Annotated in this window: 18 protein-coding genes; 7 read left to right on the forward strand and 11 right to left on the reverse strand. The window is 68.7% G+C overall.

The window, feature by feature from the left end:
- Nucleotides 1-108: 108 nt before the first annotated feature.
- Nucleotides 109-744, reverse strand: coding sequence for a TetR/AcrR family transcriptional regulator (locus tag BM127_RS13960; RefSeq protein ID WP_091199408.1), 636 nt, complete (start codon nt 742-744; stop codon nt 109-111).
- Between the two features lie 81 nt (nt 745-825).
- Between BM127_RS13960 and BM127_RS13965 the strand changes: the two genes are divergently transcribed.
- Nucleotides 826-2238 carry a carotenoid oxygenase family protein gene (locus tag BM127_RS13965; protein WP_091199409.1) on the forward strand — a complete coding sequence of 471 codons (1413 nt, stop codon included), beginning with the start codon at nt 826-828 and terminating at the stop codon, nt 2236-2238.
- Nucleotide 2239: 1 nt separating this feature from the next.
- Complete coding sequence (locus BM127_RS22860) at nt 2240-3154, forward strand: DUF480 domain-containing protein (protein WP_231263377.1); 915 nt, start codon at nt 2240-2242, stop codon at nt 3152-3154.
- Nucleotides 3155-3237: 83 nt separating this feature from the next.
- Here the strand turns inward: BM127_RS22860 and BM127_RS13975 are convergent, their stop codons facing one another.
- Nucleotides 3238-3786 (reverse strand): P-loop nucleotide/nucleoside kinase family protein, encoded by a 549-nt coding sequence (locus BM127_RS13975; RefSeq protein ID WP_091199410.1) that lies wholly within the window; start codon nt 3784-3786, stop codon nt 3238-3240.
- 9 nt (nt 3787-3795) lie between these two features.
- Nucleotides 3796-4686 carry a MerR family transcriptional regulator gene (locus BM127_RS13980; RefSeq protein WP_091199411.1) on the reverse strand — a complete coding sequence of 297 codons (891 nt, stop codon included), beginning with the start codon at nt 4684-4686 and terminating at the stop codon, nt 3796-3798.
- 160 nt (nt 4687-4846) lie between these two features.
- Between BM127_RS13980 and BM127_RS13985 the strand changes: the two genes are divergently transcribed.
- A complete protein-coding gene (locus tag BM127_RS13985; protein ID WP_157829569.1) occupies nt 4847-6106 on the forward strand; it encodes a sulfatase family protein in 1260 nt (419 codons plus the stop codon).
- A gap of 226 nt (nt 6107-6332) precedes the next feature.
- Here BM127_RS13985 and arr read toward each other — a convergent pair whose 3' ends face one another.
- Together arr and BM127_RS13995 are read right to left on the reverse strand one after the other, a co-directional pair.
- On the reverse strand, nt 6333-6767 hold the full coding sequence (gene arr, locus BM127_RS13990) for an NAD(+)--rifampin ADP-ribosyltransferase (protein ID WP_091199492.1): 435 nt from the start codon (nt 6765-6767) through the stop codon (nt 6333-6335).
- Nucleotides 6768-7179: 412 nt separating this feature from the next.
- Nucleotides 7180-7719: a YaeQ family protein gene (locus BM127_RS13995; RefSeq protein WP_091199493.1), complete on the reverse strand. Its 540-nt coding sequence runs from the start codon at nt 7717-7719 to the stop codon at nt 7180-7182.
- 429 nt (nt 7720-8148) lie between these two features.
- Between BM127_RS13995 and BM127_RS14000 the strand changes: the two genes are divergently transcribed.
- Nucleotides 8149-8973: a hypothetical protein gene (locus BM127_RS14000; RefSeq protein WP_091199413.1), complete on the forward strand. Its 825-nt coding sequence runs from the start codon at nt 8149-8151 to the stop codon at nt 8971-8973.
- A gap of 640 nt (nt 8974-9613) precedes the next feature.
- Nucleotides 9614-11035, forward strand: a complete 1422-nt coding sequence (locus BM127_RS14005; RefSeq protein WP_139227740.1) for an alpha/beta hydrolase domain-containing protein — start codon at nt 9614-9616, stop codon at nt 11033-11035.
- A gap of 59 nt (nt 11036-11094) precedes the next feature.
- Here the strand turns inward: BM127_RS14005 and BM127_RS14010 are convergent, their stop codons facing one another.
- Together BM127_RS14010 and BM127_RS14015 are read right to left on the reverse strand one after the other, a co-directional pair.
- Nucleotides 11095-11712, reverse strand: a complete 618-nt coding sequence (locus tag BM127_RS14010; RefSeq protein WP_091199415.1) for a hypothetical protein — start codon at nt 11710-11712, stop codon at nt 11095-11097.
- Nucleotides 11709-12335 (reverse strand): FMN-binding negative transcriptional regulator, encoded by a 627-nt coding sequence (locus BM127_RS14015; protein WP_175507406.1) that lies wholly within the window; start codon nt 12333-12335, stop codon nt 11709-11711. Before BM127_RS14015 ends, BM127_RS14010 begins: the two co-directional genes overlap by 4 nt.
- A 58-nt stretch (nt 12336-12393) precedes the next feature.
- On the opposite strand from BM127_RS14015, the gene BM127_RS14020 reads away from it, so the two are divergent.
- A complete protein-coding gene (locus BM127_RS14020) occupies nt 12394-13920 on the forward strand; it encodes an ATP-dependent DNA ligase (RefSeq protein ID WP_091199416.1) in 1527 nt (508 codons plus the stop codon).
- Nucleotides 13921-13928: 8 nt separating this feature from the next.
- Here BM127_RS14020 and BM127_RS14025 read toward each other — a convergent pair whose 3' ends face one another.
- Nucleotides 13929-14804 carry a S1 family peptidase gene (locus BM127_RS14025; protein WP_157829568.1) on the reverse strand — a complete coding sequence of 292 codons (876 nt, stop codon included), beginning with the start codon at nt 14802-14804 and terminating at the stop codon, nt 13929-13931.
- A gap of 57 nt (nt 14805-14861) precedes the next feature.
- Between BM127_RS14025 and BM127_RS14030 the strand changes: the two genes are divergently transcribed.
- The gene (locus BM127_RS14030; protein WP_091199418.1) at nt 14862-15563 is read left to right on the forward strand and encodes a TetR/AcrR family transcriptional regulator; all 702 of its coding nucleotides are present in this window, start codon (nt 14862-14864) and stop codon (nt 15561-15563) included.
- A 7-nt stretch (nt 15564-15570) separates the two neighbouring features.
- Here BM127_RS14030 and BM127_RS14035 read toward each other — a convergent pair whose 3' ends face one another.
- From BM127_RS14035 to efp, 3 genes are all read right to left on the reverse strand, one after another.
- On the reverse strand, nt 15571-16380 hold the full coding sequence (locus BM127_RS14035) for a DUF1206 domain-containing protein (protein WP_091199419.1): 810 nt from the start codon (nt 16378-16380) through the stop codon (nt 15571-15573).
- A gap of 64 nt (nt 16381-16444) precedes the next feature.
- Nucleotides 16445-16855: a transcription antitermination factor NusB gene (gene nusB / locus BM127_RS14040; RefSeq protein ID WP_091199420.1), complete on the reverse strand. Its 411-nt coding sequence runs from the start codon at nt 16853-16855 to the stop codon at nt 16445-16447.
- Nucleotides 16856-16864: 9 nt separating this feature from the next.
- Nucleotides 16865-17428 (reverse strand): elongation factor P, encoded by a 564-nt coding sequence (efp, locus tag BM127_RS14045; protein ID WP_091199421.1) that lies wholly within the window; start codon nt 17426-17428, stop codon nt 16865-16867.
- Nucleotides 17429-17460: the final 32 nt, after the last annotated feature.

Raw genomic sequence — 17460 nt, forward strand, 5'->3', positions numbered from 1 at the left:
CCGAGGCGTACGGCTGTGGTGTGGACGTGCGTCCGCCCGTCCTGAGTGGACGGCGCCAGTCGAGCGCCGCTCGTCACCTCCATCAGGCCGTGATGTCGTGGTCCGACGCTAGCCGTCCCTCCGTGGCGCCTCGGGCGTCACCATGAGGGAGCTCAGCAGGTGGTCCATCAGAGGCCACAGCACGGTGTCCTCGGCGTCGTCGACGACGTCGATGAACTTGCTGAGCTCGAGCATCACGAAGCCGTGCAGGGCGGTCCACCACTGTGCTGCCACGGCCGCAGGGTCTCCCTCCCGCAACACTCCCGCCACCATGCCGCGTTCCATGAACTGCTTGATCTGCTCGAAGGCGTCCAGCCCCAGGATCCGGTCCTCGTAGTGGAGGCGGTAGTCGCCGAGCGTGGCCGAGCCGAACATCACCGCGTAGAGGTCGGGGTCCGCTTGGGCGTGCGCGCGATAGGCAGCAGCCGCGTTGCGCAGGTCCAGTAGCGGGTCCTCGGTGATCGGCACCTCCGCCACTCGCGCGAAGAGCCGGCGGAAGCCTTCGCCCACCATGGCGCGGACCAGACCGGGCATGCCCCCGAAATGCGTGTAGACGGCCATGGTGGACGTGCCGGTGGCGGTGGCCAGCTTCCGTGCGGACAGCGCCGAGGGGCCCTGGTCGCGCACCATGTGGGCGGCGACCTCGAGCAGCCGTCGACGCACCTCCGCGGAGGACGCGCTCCGGCCTGCGACTGTCTGGTCCACTCTCCCTGCCACCCTTGCCAGCCTCCTGTCACGGGGTTACGGTCCAATCATAACGGCGTTATGGATGGGAAGTGCAGCACCATGCCGAACCGATACCTCACCGACAACTTCGCGCCGGTCCACACAGAGCTGACGGCCTTCGACCTGCCCGTGACCGGTCATCTGCCCGAGCACCTCGACGGCCGCTACCTGCGCAACGGACCCAATCCGGCCGAGGACCTGGGCCCGCAACACCACTGGTTCCTCGGCCAGGGCATGGTGCACGGTGTCCGGATCGCCGACGGACGCGCGGAGTGGTACCGCAACAGGTGGGTCAAGCCGGAGGGCGAGGACCACGGACCGAACACCAACGTGGTCCAGCACGCCGGCAAGACCTTGGCGATCGTCGAGTCCGGGCCCGCGCCGTACGAGCTGACCTTCGAGCTCGACAGTGTCGGTCGCTGCGACTTCGGCGGCACCCTCGACTTCGGCGGGTCGCAGGGCTACACCGCTCATCCGCATGCCGACCCCGTCTCCGGCGACCTGCACGCGATCTCGTACAACTGGGTGCGGGGCACCAAGGTCGACTACACCGTGGTCGGCGCCGACGGCACCGTCGTCAAGCACGTGGAGATCGAGACCGGCGGAATGCCGATGATCCACGACTGCGCCCTCACCGAGCACTACGTGGTGATCTACGACCTGCCGGTCACCTTCGACATGGGCATGGTGACCGACGGCGTCCCACGCCTGGCACGGCTCACACCCGGGCAGCAGCGCGACGCGCTGGGGGGCAACCCGATGCCCGAGTGGATCGTCGACGCCGTGGCCCGCGGCGAGTCCGTCACCAACCCCGCGGCACCGCTGCCCTACTCGTGGGACCCCGACCACGTGGCGCGGATCGGCCTGGTGCCCCGCGACGGCGACGGATTCGACGTGCGCTGGTTCGAGATCGACCCCTGCTACGTCTTCCACACCCTCAACGCCTACGAGAGCGGATCGCCGGGCAGCCCCGAGGTCGTCCTGGACGTGGTGCGCCACCCGCGGATGTTCGCCACCGACTACACCGGACCCAACGAGGGCCTCGCATCACTGGTGCGCTTCACCCTGGACCTCAGCTCGGGCAAGGCCCGCGAACACCGCTTCGATGAGCACGCCCAGGAGTTCCCGCGCTACGACGAGCGGCTGACCGGGAAGCCGCACCGCTTCGGCTACACAGTGGGGATGGTCGGGGCCGGATTCGGCGACACCGTGCTCAAGCACGATGTGGTGGCCGGCACCACCCAGAGCCGCAGGCTCGGTGCGGGCCGCGAGGCCGGAGAGTTCTGTTTCGTGCCCGACCCGGGCTCCGACGGCGAGGACCACGGCGTGCTCATGGGCTACGTCCACGACCGGGCCACCGATCGCAGTGACCTGGTGCTGCTGGACGCCCAGACCCTCGAGGACGTCGCCGCCGTGCACCTCCCCGGCCGGGTGCCCACCGGCTTCCACGGCAACTGGGCTCTAAAGTCGTGACGTGACAGAACTCCCCGTCCTCGATGCGACCGACCAGCGCATCCTCGGCAGCCTGCTGGAGAAGCAGACGACCGTGCCCGCCACCTATCCTCTGTCCGCGAACGCACTGGTGTCGGCGTGCAACCAGTCGAGCAGCCGCGACCCGGTCACCGACCTCGACCAGCAGGTCGTCGAGCGGACCGCGAAGTCGCTCAAGGAGCGCGGGCTGCTGCGGATCGTGTGGTCCGACACCGGGCGCCGGACACTGAAGTACCACCAGATCCTCGATGAGCATCTCGCCCTCGAGCCTGACCAGCGGGCGCTGCTCACGGTGCTGCTGCTCCGGGGCGCCCAGGCGCCGGGTGAGCTGCGCACCCGCACCCAGCGGTTGCACGGGTTCGCCGACCGCGGCCAGGTCGAGGAGTGCCTGCGCCGGATGGCGAGCCGCGCGCAACCGCTGGTGCGCGAGCTCGAGCGTCGCTCGGGCCAGCAGGACCCGCGCTGGATCCACCTCCTGGGCGCCGCGCCGGAGCAGACCCCGGGCGAAACCGGCCAGGTGGGGAGTGCCGACCCGTCGCGCATCCGCGTCACGCAGATCATCGCCGACCTCCACGTACCGGACCTCCCCGCCTCCAGGCGCTTCTACAGCGACTACCTCGGGTTGGCCGAGGAGGAGTTCAACCTGGGCTGGGTGGCCCGCCACACGTCGCCGGGATCCAGGGCGACGCTCCAGGTGATGACCAGCGACGCCACTGCACCCGTGGACCCCGTGGTCACGGTCATGGTCGACGACGTCGAAGCCGCCTACCTCCAAGCACAGGAACGTGGGTACGAGATCGTGCATCCCCTCACCACTGAGGCATGGGGCGTGACTCGGTTCTTCGTCCGCGCTCCCGACGGCAACGTGCTCAACGTCGTCCAGCAGCACGCACGCTGAGGGTCTTGCCTTGGAATGAGCGACGCACTCGGTGGTCGACGTACGCCTCGCAGCACGAGGCGCGACAGGTGCTGCCGCTCGTCCTACTGGTGGGGCTCGAGGTAGCGAAGAGCTGCGCTGAGATTCTCATCTGCCGCACTCTCGGCATCGAGTCGAAGCCAGTCACGCTCCGGACGCACGAGCTGCGTCTGCCAGGTCGCAAGTGTCTCCTCGGCTGTACCGAACTCCCACTCAGTCCCTGGGACCGGTGCCGTTGCCGACGCCACCTGCGAGAGCCGTGGCGACCGCGCGTCGAGACGAGCCAGCACCAGCGACCAGTCCTGCACCCAGAGCTCGATGAATGCGTACCGCACCCCGTTCGCATGAGCGACCTGCCGGCCGGAGTCGAGCAGCTCGTGATACCTGCATGGCGAGTCGAGGAGCACGCCTCGCCCCTGCTCAAGCACGTCCCCCGCGAGCGCCAGGGCGGCGGCGTACGTGACGCGCCCTGCGGCCGCGACGGACACACCGGACTCGATGATCGAGCTCTTCAGGACGTCGGTGTCCACGACCACGAGGCCGGTGGCCTCCGCGACAGATCTGGCCAGAGTGGACTTGCCCGAACCGGGCACCCCAGAGAGTTGTACGAGCACCGATCGAACCTAACCCGCTCGTGACTCGTGGGCGGCCAGTTCTTCGACCAGCTCCATGCAACGTAGGCGGGCCGGGGAGAAGTCGTACGGCATCTTTCCAGCCGCGTCGACGAATGCGCTCATGGACTCCTGCCCGGCCCCCTCCCCGCCGTCATCAGCGGTAGCAGCGTGCAAGGCGTCCCAGGAGTCGACGAGCGCTTCGTCGACCTGATTCAGGCCGGAATCTTCAAACACAGCGTGCAGTGCCAGCTCGAACGCGTGCCGCTCGGCCGCCACCTGTACCACGAGGGGGTCGTCGACAGCGATCGTGTCGTCGAGCGCCTCCTCGGCGGCATCGACGCGGTCGGACTCCTCCCGCATACCCGGGTGAGTGGCCAAGGCGATGTAGCGCGAGGCGTTGAGGGCCGCACCCAGCGGACCGAAGATCCGCTCGATCACCAGCAGGTTGTCGAGGTCCGCCTGGCGCAGGGAGCCCTCCGGCAGGCTCTCGAGGCGGGCGGTGACGACCCGGGAGAGCAGACCCATCCTGCTGCCTTGGGTGCGCATGCGCTGCACCGCAGCCCGCTGACGCTGAAGTTCTGCTTCCTGGGCGGCGAGGGTTGTCTCCAGCCGATCCAGGATGCCGGCGACGTCGTGGTCGCTTCCGGCACCAGCAGGAGGCGTGTGTGCAAAGGCGTCACGGATGTCGTCCAGGGCGATCCCGGCGTCGGCCATCTTCCTGATCCACAGCAGCCGGATCATCTCGGCGTACCCGTAGCGGCGGCGGTCGTCACTGCCGCGATCGGGCTCGGGCAGCAGGCCGATCTCGTGATAGTGACGGATCGCCCGCGGTGTGGTGCCGACGAACGATGCCGCGTCCCCGATCTTCACCTGACGTGGCGGAACGAAGGACGAGTACATAGGGCGGGGCCTTCCTCGATGGGACGAGACGTGAGACCACCGGACCACATGACGTTACGGAAGGTGCAACTCCCAACAGCGCACCGGCTGAGCCGCGATGCGTCGGCCGCGCGGCACCATGGTGGCGCACGGCGGGACTCGGCGTGCGTATGGTGTGGACGTGCCCGACAACGTCCTGTGGATCGTCACGGACGACCAGATGCGCTCGACGCTGCGGTCGATGGACCGCACCTGGCGGCGACTGGTTCGCAAGGGCGTGCACTTCCGGCAGGGTTACAGCGCGATGCCCCTGTGCGGACCGGCGCGAGCTTCGATCCTCACCAGTCGCTACCCCCACAACCACGGGTGCGACACCAACATGACCCACCAGCCCTTCGTGGCTCAGGGGCACGACCGGGACACAGCGGCGACCAGGATGAAGGAGGCCGGCTACGACACCGGCTACTTCGGGAAGTACATGAACGGACTCGGCGAACAGCCGTCGTACGTCGCCCCCGGCTGGGACCGGTGGGTGACGCTGCTCGATGGCATGATCGACGACCCCCGGATCAACGTCGACGGCGCGGTGCGGAAGGTCGCCTCGAAGCGGGAGTTCGACCATTTCGCCGCCCAGAGGCTGCGCCGCTTCATCCGTCGCCACCAGGACACCGGGCCGTGGTTCGCCGTGTACTCGCCGACGGCGCCCCACGGCCCGTACACGCCGAGCCCCAAGCATGCCGATGACTTCGACGAGGTTGCCTGGGACCCGCCGTCGTTCAACGAGGCCGACATGAGCGACAAGCCCACGTGGCTGCGGGACCTCCCGCCGCAGGACCGTCGCCGGATGCGCCAGATCTACGAGGGCAAGCTCGAGGAGCTCCAGGACGTCGACGACCAGATCGGCAAGATCCTGGACGCCCTGCGCCAGACGGGCCAACTCAGGAGAACGTGGATCTTCTTCGTCTCCGACAACGGCTACCTGCTGGGCGAGCACCGACTGCTCTCCAAGTCCCAGCCCTACGAGGAGGCAGCGGGCATCCCCTTCAGTGTGCGCGGGCCGGGTGTCGAGCCGCGCACCGTTGATGCGCTGGTCTCACAGGTCGACCTGATGCCCACCACTCTCGAAATCGCCGACCTGGACCCGGACACCGGGCGCGAGCTCGACGGCCGATCCATGCTCGGGCCGCTCAGGTCAGGCGACTGGTCGTCCTGGCGAAGGCGCCTGATCATCGAGAACATCAACCTCGACTGGACGCTGCTCCGGGAAGGTTCCCATGCCTACGTCGAGCACCGCGGCACCGGGGAGTGGGAGCTCTACGACCTTGAGCGTGACCCCCACCAGCTCGCAAGCCTGCGGGACGCCGACGTCTCTGACTGGGCCAGGAAAACCGGGCAGTTCGCGGGCACGCAGGGCCTCGCACTACGCAGGCTCGAGCAATAGCAGCGAGCCGACGGAACCACACAGGTCCGGCGGCGGCATGCCGCCTCGGTCACCATGACCGGCGATGCAACACCGATAGGCCCCAACCTCCGGGTGTAGGGCGCGGGCTCGGGCCGTTTCCCGCCGGAATGCCGCAGCATGACTAAGCGCGATTGCATGGTTCAACGCGACCGGTGGCTTCGATCGAATGGGCGCCTGGTCGCAAGGCAAACGCGCCACTCCTCGGTCAGTCCTCGATCTGCGCTGAGCCCTGTCGCTTCAACGCATCGAGTCCGTCCCGCATGGCACGCATCTTCTCGCGCGAGTGGCCAACCCAGTCGCGGACCTCGCCCACCACGCGAACCGGCTCGCGGCTGCGAAAGGACATCGTGGGGTTCCCGGGAAACCTCTTGTGGGTGACATTGGGGTCGTCCTCGAAGTCGCCTACCGGCTCGACGATGTAGATGCGCCCGTGACCCTCGCCTGCAGCAAGCTCGGCCCCCCACGCTGCGGCGTCGAGGGTCGCGGTGAAGTAGACGAAGTTCGTCAGTCGTCCCTGCTCGAAGTTCGACTCGCGGCCGGGCACCAAGAGATCACCGGCAGCAAGATCCGCCTTCGTGCCGTGCAAGTAAGCACCGCCCTCGAAAGCCTCAAACGGCACAGGCTCATTCGCGGCGCTCATGAGCAGACAGTAGTTCCCGAACGGACCGATGAAGCAGAGCTCATCCCTGATCTTCCGCTGCCTGGCGAAGTGGTGCCTATGAACTTCTGCTCGGCATCGTCGTCCAAGGGGCCGCCGGTGATCGACGCGGAACCTCGCGCGCACGTTGCCGCGCGCCGCGTAGGCAGCGCTCTCGAGCCCGACTGCTGTCCAGACGGTCGCGTCCGGCGCCGCCACCGAGCACGTCGGCGCGATACCGCCGATCAGCACGTCGTCCCCGCCGCGCGCCGACAGGCGGCGGAATGGGCCAGGTCTGTTGGCGCCGATTGGTGCGGCAGGCCCGTTCGTGCCGCAGACTCTTCAGTCCTGCTGGATCGCGGCGCTGAAGTGCCGCGCGGCGACAGCGAAGTTGGGGCGGGGTAGGTCAGCACCGCTAGCTGATCGGGTGATCGTGGACCGCCGATGAGAGGTGTAGGCCGTTCAGCTCGAGGTACAGCTGTCGCTCGGTGACAGTAAGTGTGAGCGCGTTGCGGCGCTCTATCGCGCCCACCGCGGAATCGATGAACCCGGGCTCGAAGCTGTGCAGGACGATCTCCTCGGCGCGATGTATCTTCGCCCCCGTCCACTGCGCCAGCACCCTGGTCGGGTCGCGGTGCGTGTAGATCGTCGTGCGCTCGGCCGCCTTGCTGCCCGTGTGAAGGCGCGCGGCATCGGGCGCCCCGACTTCGATCCAGGCCAGCAGCTTCCCGCTCAGGTCGCGCACGAGGACCGCCGGGTCCGCAGTCGTCGAGATTCCGTCGCTGAACGTGATGCCGTCTTCGAATTCGAGGCAGTAGGCGAGCACACGCGTCACGAGGTACGCGTCGGTCTCTGACGGATGCCGCGCCGCGCGAAGCGTGAACTGCTCGTATACGCCGCGATCCGTGTCGGCCAACTCAATCTCGAACACGTACATCGTTGCACCGGCTGCCATGGAGTTCATGCTGGCCTACATGGCGTTCTGACGTCGAATGGCCTAGGTCGCCGATGGGGGCCTACGAGGAAATACGACTCCGGGTCAGCGACGAGGCTCTTGTCGTTCTAGGGAGCCGAGGGCGTCAACCTGGACGGATCTGACCTGCGGCCCGACCGTCTTGTCACACGCCGGCGACGTAGGCGGCGGAATGACGCACCGCGTAGGGGGCAACGTCTGCGTCGCGGCGGGTGCCACGTGAAAAGTACCAACTACCTGACGTAGGTGAGGGCATGGAGACGGGGGCTTGCGTGAGCATCACGACGCGAGAGGAGTCCATGGCTCGAGTCCTTGCGGGCGCCGGGAAGCACCGCAGGCGTGGACTAGGCCTTCTGGCAGCGTCGTGGGTCCAGGAGTAGCGTCCGCGACAGCCAGCGAGAAAGGTGGCCGATGGATCTCACATACGCCCATGAGCGCAGCGATCAGGTCGTGGGACACGGCTATATCGAAACGCGACAGTTCTGGTTCGACCCGAATGGCCAGTTCCTTACGGCGCTGATCAGCGTCGTGCTGAGCGATGGGAGCAAAACGGACCTCGTCGGCACGAATGAGGACGGCGTCGTCATGGTCGACGGGAATCTGCGCTACCCGGACGACACCTTCCTGACTGCAGGCTTCAGCGTCGACGGCCGGGCCACGATCATGCATGCACATACGCACACGCGGGACACCACGCACTGGCACTACCTCCCTGACGGCTCAGCGGAGGTATCCCAGGTCGAATGGCGTACCGGAGAGGTAGCGACTACGCAGTGGCAACTCTCCCCGGACGGCGCACCGGTCGGTGACGTCCGCGAGCACGTACTGATCGGGGATGGCAGTGACGGGTACAAGACAATCGAGACGATTCGTCAAAGAGACGGCACGGTGACATCCACTACCAAGGTGGTCAACGCCCACGGGGAGTTGATCACCAGCGAAACGACGGTGGTCCACTTCGACCCCAATCCTCAACCTCCTCCAGCCAACGGCAGGTTGCCATCGAGGCCCGCGCCTGGCGGGGGTGGAGGCGACCGCTTCGGCGACATCGAGCCGACCACGCGCGCGCCTGACCCGAACGTCAGCGGCGGAGGAGGCTGGATCGGTGGCACTGGGCCGATGTCGGGGACCCGTCACATCACCGACTGGTGGTTTCGCGGGTCTACCGGCGACATCAGGTACTTGGGCTCCACCGCAAACGCCAAGACGAAGACAGCGCGGGGGGATCCAGACTGAGCAGTTCGTCCCGAACTGCGTTATTTGGGGTCGATCCACTGACCGCACGGTCGGCGGTGCTGACTGGATCGAGGGCCTTCGATCCGGTCCCAGGCCACTGATTCGAGTCACGCACCTTTGCCCCGACATGGCGTCATGAATCTTGCGCTCCGAACGTCTCGGCGTCCGTCTACTAGGTCCGCACCGCGCGGCACTGGGCCACGCTGATCACGGTATCTGCGGACGTTCGAGCTAGGCCGCCACGCGGCGGATCGACGCAGATCACGACGGGCGCTACGCCTCGGCAAGGTCGGACTGGTACAGCCAGGTCATCGGGGCATTGACGGCCCGGGGTTGAGGGGAGGAATGTGGTTTCCAGCGCCGTGACGGGTGGGCGGGCCATTGAAGAAAGCAGCCTCACATGCCCAAGCCGTCCACCGGGCGCGCCGGGGAACCCCCGGGAGAGTTTGAGCCAGCCGCAGGACTTGACTCGCGACTGAGGCCGCGCCGGAGCATGGGCGCCCGGCACCTGCGGAGGTTATGTCCGGTCGCCGTCGCCTTGCTCCTGTCGCTGCTCTTGGCGATCGGCTTCGGGGGGTCTGCGCCAGCAGCCTGGACCGCGGCCGGGGACGTCGAGCCCTTCGTCACACCACGAGCCGCTGTGAGCGCGGAAGTGGCGTGGACGTCCTCGAGCACGCCATTCAGCGCCGACGGCGTCTTCGCGGAGTGGCCGATGCCCGCTGGCTATACCGAGAAGGAGTACTTCATCTCGGGAACGGCAAGCATCTACGAATACTCGGACACCGGTGTCCGGGTCGTCTCCCCTTGCCCTGCCAGCGTGACGGGCGATGCCAGGCCCTCCTGCAGCGGACTCCCCTACACGACCCGCATCCTCATCGCCATGCCCAAGCAGCCACGCGACTTCTCGGGAAACGTGTGGGTCAATCCACTGAACCCGTCCGCGGGATACGACATGCGAGTGGATTGGAACCGCACGCAGCGCTACCACGTGCGGAAGGGCAACGCCTACGTGATGTGGACGGCAGCGTCTTGGGCCGTTGACGCGCTGAAGCAACACGACCCACAGCGCTACTCGGCGCTGCACTGGCCGTCCGACCCCCGCCGGGTGGGCACGCCGTACGACGGCATTGCCTACGACGTTGCCGCACAGTTGGGACGGCTGCTGAAGGAGAACACCCCAGACAGCCCTCTCCACCGCTACGACGTCGAGCGTGTGTTTGAGGCTGGCTTCTCCTACGACGGAGGCCTGACCTTCACGCAGGCGAACATCTTCCACAACCTCCTACGCATGCCCGGCGGAGGCGGCATCTACGACGGATACCTTCCCCAAGGTTCTTGGGCTCAAGACATGGTCCCCCTCAACCCATGGCCCACGGGCTATCTCCCTGAAGGTGATCCTCGCCTGCGCATGGGCTCCCGCGATGCGCCAGTCATCAAGGTCAACACCGAGACGGAGTTGGCGCTGCCGATTCCGATCTCCTGGCGCAGACCGGACAGCGACGCCCCCCATGATCGATACCGCGGGTGGGAGGTGCCTGGCGCCAGTCACGATGACCAGCAGACCCTTTCGGACCCGAGCAACATGGCTCTCTTCGGGACGGTCTCGTTCCCCAGCGAATGTGCGCACAAGGACCCACCTCACGTGTCTCCCACAGACTTCCGCTACGGCTACGTGGCCAACGCGGCAGCTGACGCGCTGGTCAACTGGGTCACGACCGGAAGCAGCCCTCCACACGCCTCCCACATCGAGCAGACCGATCTCTCGAATCCCTCGAAGCAGACCATCATGAGGGATCGATTCGGCAATGCCCGCGGTGGCGTCCGAACTCCCCAGCTGACGGTCCCTCGCAGCGCGTTCCACGTGATCGACGACGGACCTGCCTTCTGTTGGAGCATCGGGTGGAGCACGCCTCTGAGCAACTCCGTGCTGACGTCGCTCTACACGAGCTCTGCCGACTACAAGCGACAGTTCGCAGCAGCAGCGAAGCAGACGGTGGAGCTCGGCTTCTGGCTGGAGGCGGACGCTCGCGAGGCCATCCGAGAACTGGCAACGCTGCCGTAGAACACGAGGACACGCGCAACGCGGCTCGGGGTTTGCCGCGTCATAGTGGGCGGGCTGGGCTACGCCGACCGCTCGATTGTCGTCACCACGCTCGTCACCGACGGCCGCTTCGGCGTACTTGAGAATCCGAACCGGCACGGCGGTTCGACAGGTGCCAGCGTCCCCAGGTCGGCACCGCGCCACGAGCCGTCGATCGCCGTCACCGCGACGACAGAGGTCGCGCCGTACCACTCCCGCCGGTCTCCCCCGGCCGTCCCGCGAGTGCGCACGCCCTTCAACGCCACCCGCGCGATCGGGTCCGCTGCAGCGCACCACGCGGGGGCAGTCGCCACGCGCGCCGGCACGAGACCGAGGGCCGCGCCCAGCGGCGTACGGCCTCCCACCACCAGGCGCAGCGAGAGGGACCGTGTCGAGACCTGCCACCCGTCCGAGGTGTCCGAGACGTCGACCGGCTCGATGACGTGCTCGTCGAAGGAGTACGTCGCGGCCACGAAGTCCCGCACGCGATCGGCCGGGGCCAACAGCACGCGGTGGCCGGTGGCGTCCTCGACCATCACGTCGGCGAAGGAGCCCCACGGGCTGTCGTCCCAGCGGCCGACGACGAGGCGTACGCCGCTCGTGCTGCCGACTCCGGCGATCCGGCCGGTGAAGCGCTCGCGGACGCGGCCCGGCTTCACTGCTGCACGAGCGAGGACGGATCGACACCGTCCGCCGCCAGCCCGGCCGCGACACCCGAGCGGTCCTCGTCGGACCGGTTCTGGCTGAGCTTCGCCTTCGCCTCGACGCTCTCCACCTCGAGCTCGACGCCCACGATCGGCCGCAGGTTCTTGTCGACGTAGTCGGACGGCGCGTCCGTGACCTCCCACGGCTCGTCGCGCGGCTGCTCGTGGCGGTCGGTGAGACGCGTGACGAGCGCGCGCACCCACTCCGCGTCGTCGTGGACCCGGATCCGTCCGCGCAGGTGGACCACCGAGTAGTTCCACGTCGGGACGACCTTGCCGTGCTCGGCCTTGGTGGCGTACCAGCTCGGGCTGACGTAGGTGTCCGGCCCGGTGACGATCGCCAGCGCAGGCGATCCGTCGACGATGCGGCGCCAATGAGCATTGGCGCGGGCGAGGTGGCCGACGAGGCGCTCGCCCTCCCACATCACCGGCAGGAACGTCGCGTCGGGGAGGCCGTCGGCGCCCACGGTCACGAGCTGGGCGGTCGCGACGGCGTCCACGAAGGGGCGGACGTCGTCGGGCGCCATCACGTTGAAGCGCGGGACGTAGAGCTGGGCCTCTGCGGGTTTCGGGCTCATGCCGACATCCTGCCCGTTGGGGTGATCCGATGTCGGTGGTGGGCGGCAGGATGGAGGCATGCTGCTCGCCGACCTCGTCGCCACCTCCGCCTCCGTGGCCGCCACGCGGTCCCGCAAGGCCAAGGTGGCCGCGCTCGCGGAGACGCTCGCGCTCGTCGAGCCGGCCGAGCTCGAGATCGTCGTGTCCTACCTCGGCGGCGCGCTGCGCCAGCGGCGTACGGGCCTGGGGTGGCGCGGCGTCAGCGACCTGCCGCCGCCGGCTGACGAGCCGTCGCTGACGGTGCTCGAGGTCCACGAAGCGTTCGAGGCGATGTCCATCATCGCCGGAGCCGGGTCGCAGCAGGTGCGCCGCGATGCGGTCGAGGCACTCTTCGGGCGGGCGACCGAGCCCGAGCAGGCGTGGCTGCGCGCGGTCGTCACGGGCAATCTCCGCCAGGGCGCGCTCGACGCGGTCACCCAGGAGGCGGTGGCCCAGGTCGCCGGCGTCCCGCTCACCGCCGTACGCCGTGCCGCGATGCTTGCCGGCAGCACCGTCGCCGCCACCGCAGCCGCCTTCGCCGGCGAGGAGGCGCTGGCCGGGATCGGGCTCGAGGTCGGCCGGCCGATCATGCCGATGCTCGCCTCCAGCGCGCCCGACGTCGCCGCGGCGATGGCGGGCCTGTCGGCCGACGGGACCACCGAGGTCGCGATCGACGCCAAGCTCGACGGCATCCGGATCCAGGTCCACCGCGACGGCGACGAGGTGCTCGTCGTGACACGCAGCCTCGACGACATCACCGGCCGGTTGCCCGAGGTGGTCGAGGTCGCTCGCTCGCTGCCGGCCGAGCGTTTCGTCCTCGACGGAGAGGCGCTCGCACTCTCCGACGACGGCCGCCCGATGGCGTTCCAGGACACGGCCAGCCGCACGGCCCAGGACACAGGCGTGGCGGTGACACCGCACTTCTTCGACGTCCTCCACGTCGACGGGCGCGACCTCCTCGACTCCCCCGGTCACGAACGCCTCGCAGAGCTCGACGCGCTAGTCCCCGAGCAGCACCGCGTACGACGCCTGGTCACCTCCGACACCGCAGCTGCCGACGCCTTCGCGTCGGAGACCGTCGCGGCGGGCCACGAGGGCGTCGTGCTCAAGGACCTGTCCGCGCCCTACGCCGCCGGCCGTCGCGGGTCCGCGTGGGTCAAGGTCAAGCCGGTCCACACCCTCGACCTCGTCGTCCTGGCCGTGGAGTGGGGATCCGGGCGCCGTGAGGGCTGGCTCTCCAACATCCACCTGGGCGCACGCGACGAATCGTCGCCGACCGGCTTCGTGATGCTCGGCAAGACGTTCAAGGGGATGACCGACCAGGTCCTCGCGTGGCAGACCGAGCGGTTCACCGAGCTGGCCACGTCACCGACCGACCGCAGCTCCTACGTCGTCCACGTGCGGCCCGAACAGGTCGTCGAGATCGCGTTCGACGGGCTCCAGCGCTCGACGCGCTATCCCGGCGGCGTGGCCCTGAGGTTCGCGCGGGTGATCCGCTACCGCGACGACAAGTCGGCCGCCGAGGCAGACACGATCGAGCAGGTCCGGGCGCACGTCACCGGCTGACAGGCTCCTCAGCGCTCCCCCGGCTCCGCGAGCTTGCACCCCGCGACGGAGAGGTCGAAACGACGGTCCGCGCCGATGCAGGTGTTGAGCCACCAGGTCTGCTGGCCGTAGTTCATGTCGCGCACCATCCGCACGGTCCCGCGCCTGTTCTCCTCGCAGGCCGAGTCGATGCAGCGACGGCCGCCGATGTAGCCGGTGTTGGCGATCCCCACCACCTCACCAGTGGACTGCGACACGATCGGCGATCCGCTGTAGCCGCCGCGGATCCGGCAGCCGTCGAGGGCCGGCAGCCGGATGGAGCGCCACCAGTCCCACTCGCGCTCGTGGACGCGGTACGCCGTGCCCGTGGTCGTGCAGGTGCGCTGCTCGGTCCAGTAGCCCGACGGGATCCGGATCGCGTCTCCGCGCGAGGGGCCGGTGGCGGAGAGCGCGATCGGCGTGACGCCGCCTGCGGCGAGGTCGGCGTACGTCTCGCGGAGCTCGTAGACGGCGAGGTCCGTGCGATACATCGACGCGTAGCGCAGGCTCGTGCCGCGAACCGTCATCGCGATGTCCCCGCGACCTCCGAGCAGCTCGATCGGCTTGAACTGCTTGACGTCGACGAGCACGTCCCGCGCCCCGAGGAACGGGTAGCGGACGCAGTGGGCGTTGGTCAGCACCACCGCCGGGTCGTCGTCCAGGGCGGACGCCCACCGCACCACCGCGCCCGAGCAGCCCGGGAGCCGGGCGGTGCCGGCGAACCGACCCTCGCCCGCAGCGGTGCCGGGAGCGGTTCCGGGAGCTGAGCCGGACACCGACGCGGTGGCGGGCGACAGCGGGACCAGGGTGGCGCCCAGGAGCGCGACGAGCAGGGCCATCAGGAGACGGCGACCGGGGAGTGCCATGCCGGGCATCGAACCACACTGCGCGGCTCGAGGTGGCCGTCTCCCTAGACTGGGCCCATGAGCTCTCAGCCCACGTCGCCGCCTGCCACCGGGCGCGGCGGTACCGCGGCCGCCCGGCGGCGGCTCCGGGAGACCGAGATCATCACCGCCACCCGCCGCCTGTTCGACGAGCGCGGCGTCCGCGACGCGCAGATCGAGGACATCGCGCAGGCGGTCGGCATCAACCGCGCCATCATCTACCGCCACTTCACCGGCAAGGAGGAGCTCTTCAGCCTCACGCTGGTGCAGTACCTCGACGAGCTGCGGGTGGCGCTCGAGGAGGCGGCCGGGACCACCGACGAGCCGCGTGCCCAGCTCGAGCGGCTGGTGGAGGCGTTCGTCGCCTACGGCCTGGCCCACCCGGCCTTCGTCGACTGCGCCCAGTCGATCATGCGGCGCCCCGGCGGGGACCTCCTCGCCGAGGTCAGCGAGAGCGCGATGTATCGCCTCGGCCAGTCGATCAGCGGTTGCCTGTCGGTGCTGACCCGCACCATCGAGGCCGGCGCGGCCAGCGGTGCCTTCACCGTCGAGGACCCGCAGCTGCTGGCCAACATGCTCTACGCCAGCGGGCTCGGCACCCTCCAGCTCGGCCGGGTGGCCATGCAGGTCAGCGAGGACGCGCCCGGCGTACCTCGGATCAGCCGGGTCACCGCCGAGCAGGTCCGCGACCACATGGTCGCCACCGCCCTGTCGCTGGCGGCCGGCCGCCCCGCCGACTGAGCCGCGCCTAGCGCGACAGGTGCTTGGCGCGGGCGAAGCAGAACAGCCCGTACGCCCCGATGCCGAGGCCGATCGCGGTCAGGAGCACCGGACCGAACGGCTGCTCCAGCACCGTCTGCAGCGCCTGGTCGAGACCGCCGGACTTCTTGGCCTCGTGGGTGATCGCGGCGTAGCCGAAGAGGCCGCCGATGACAGAGATCGCGACGCCCTTGGCGATGTAACCGGCCTTGCCGAGCAGGATGTACGCCGAGCCGTCCTGGCCCGACTGCCCCTGGGCGTCGAGGTGCTCGCGGAACTTCTCGGTCCATCCGCGCACGATGAGCGAGATGCCGTAGGCGATGATCGCGAGGCCGATGGCACCGACGATGAACTGGCCGCCCGGCAGGTCCATGATCTTGGCCGTCGTCCCGTCGGTGCCGCCCTTGGACGCGTCGCCCGTCGCAGTCTTCACCGCGCTCCAGCCGAGCGCGCCGTAGATGACGGCCTTGCCGAGCGACGTCGCGCGCTTGCGCCACCGCTTCGTGTCGTCGGACTCCTCCGGGAAGCCGAAGGCGAACTCGAGCAGCCGCCAGATGACCAGCAGCAGCATGCCCACCGCGATCAGCCAGACGAGCACCTTCCCCATCGGCTGCTGGGCGAGGTAGTGGAGGGCGCCGCTGTTGGAGGCGCTGTCCTCCTTCTCGCCGAACGCCAGCTGGACGGCCAGCCAGGCGATGAGCAGGTGGACGACGCCGTACGCGATGAGCCCGGCGCGGATCGCGTGGTCGAGCCAGGGACTGCGGTGGACGGACTCGGCGGTGTCTGCGGCGGCGTTCATGGCGCCAACCTAGACCTGCCGGGCAGGTGCTGAGTAGCGGTGGCGCCCCAAGGGGTGAGGCGGCTCAGACCAGGGTGGCGCGGTCGCGCATGATCGAGCCGAGCAGACCGTTGACGAAGGTCGGCGACTCGTCGGTCGACAGGTCCTGCACCAGGTGCAGCGCCTCGCTGACCGCGACCGTCACCGGCACGTCGGCATCACCCCAGAGGAGCTCGTAGACGCCGATGCGGAGCACGTTGCGGTCCACCGCCGGCATCCGGGTGAGCGTCCAGCCCTTGCTGTAGGTGGTCAGCACCTCGTCGATGCGGGCCTGGTGCTCGACGACGCCCCGCACCAGCGTGCTGGTGTAGTCGTTCGTCGGCCCCTCGCCGGCCTCGATGGCGCGGTCGAGCGCCACGACGGGGTCCTCGGAGCGGAGCTCGGAGGCGAACAGGATGTCCAGCGCGCGCTTGCGGGCCTTGGAACGGGCAGCCACGTGGTGCGCTCAGCCCTTGACGCGGCCGAGGTAGGAGGAGTCGCGCGTGTCGACCTTGACCTTCTCGCCGGAGGTGATGAAGAGCGGGACGGCGATCTGGTGACCGGTCTCGAGCGTGGCGGGCTTGGTGCCGCCGGTGGAGCGGTCGCCCTGCAGGCCCGGCTCGGTCTCGGCGATCAGGAGCTCCACGGAGGCGGGCAGCTCGATGAACAGGACGCGGCCCTCGTTGGTGGCGACGATCGCCTCCTGGTTCTCCAGCATGAAGTTCTTGGCGTCGCCGACGACCTCGGGGGTCACCTCGAGCTGCTCGTAGGTGCTGGTGTCCATGAAGACGTAGGACGAGCCGTCGTTGTAGAGGTACTGCATGGTGCGCTTGTCGACGTTGGCCGTCTCGACCTTGGTGCCGGCGTTGAAGGTCTTGTCGACGTTCTTGCCCGACTCGACGTTGCGGAGCTTGGTGCGCACGAAGGCCGGACCCTTGCCGGGCTTGACGTGCTGGAACTCGACGACGGCCCAGAGCTGGCCCTCGATCTTGAGGACCATGCCGTTCTTCAGGTCGTTGGTGCTTGCCATGCTCGATCTCCGCCTTCGTCACGAGTTTCTAG

It is taken from the genome of Nocardioides alpinus (assembly GCF_900112035.1).
Taxonomy (GTDB): Bacteria; Actinomycetota; Actinomycetes; order Propionibacteriales; family Nocardioidaceae; genus Nocardioides; species Nocardioides alpinus.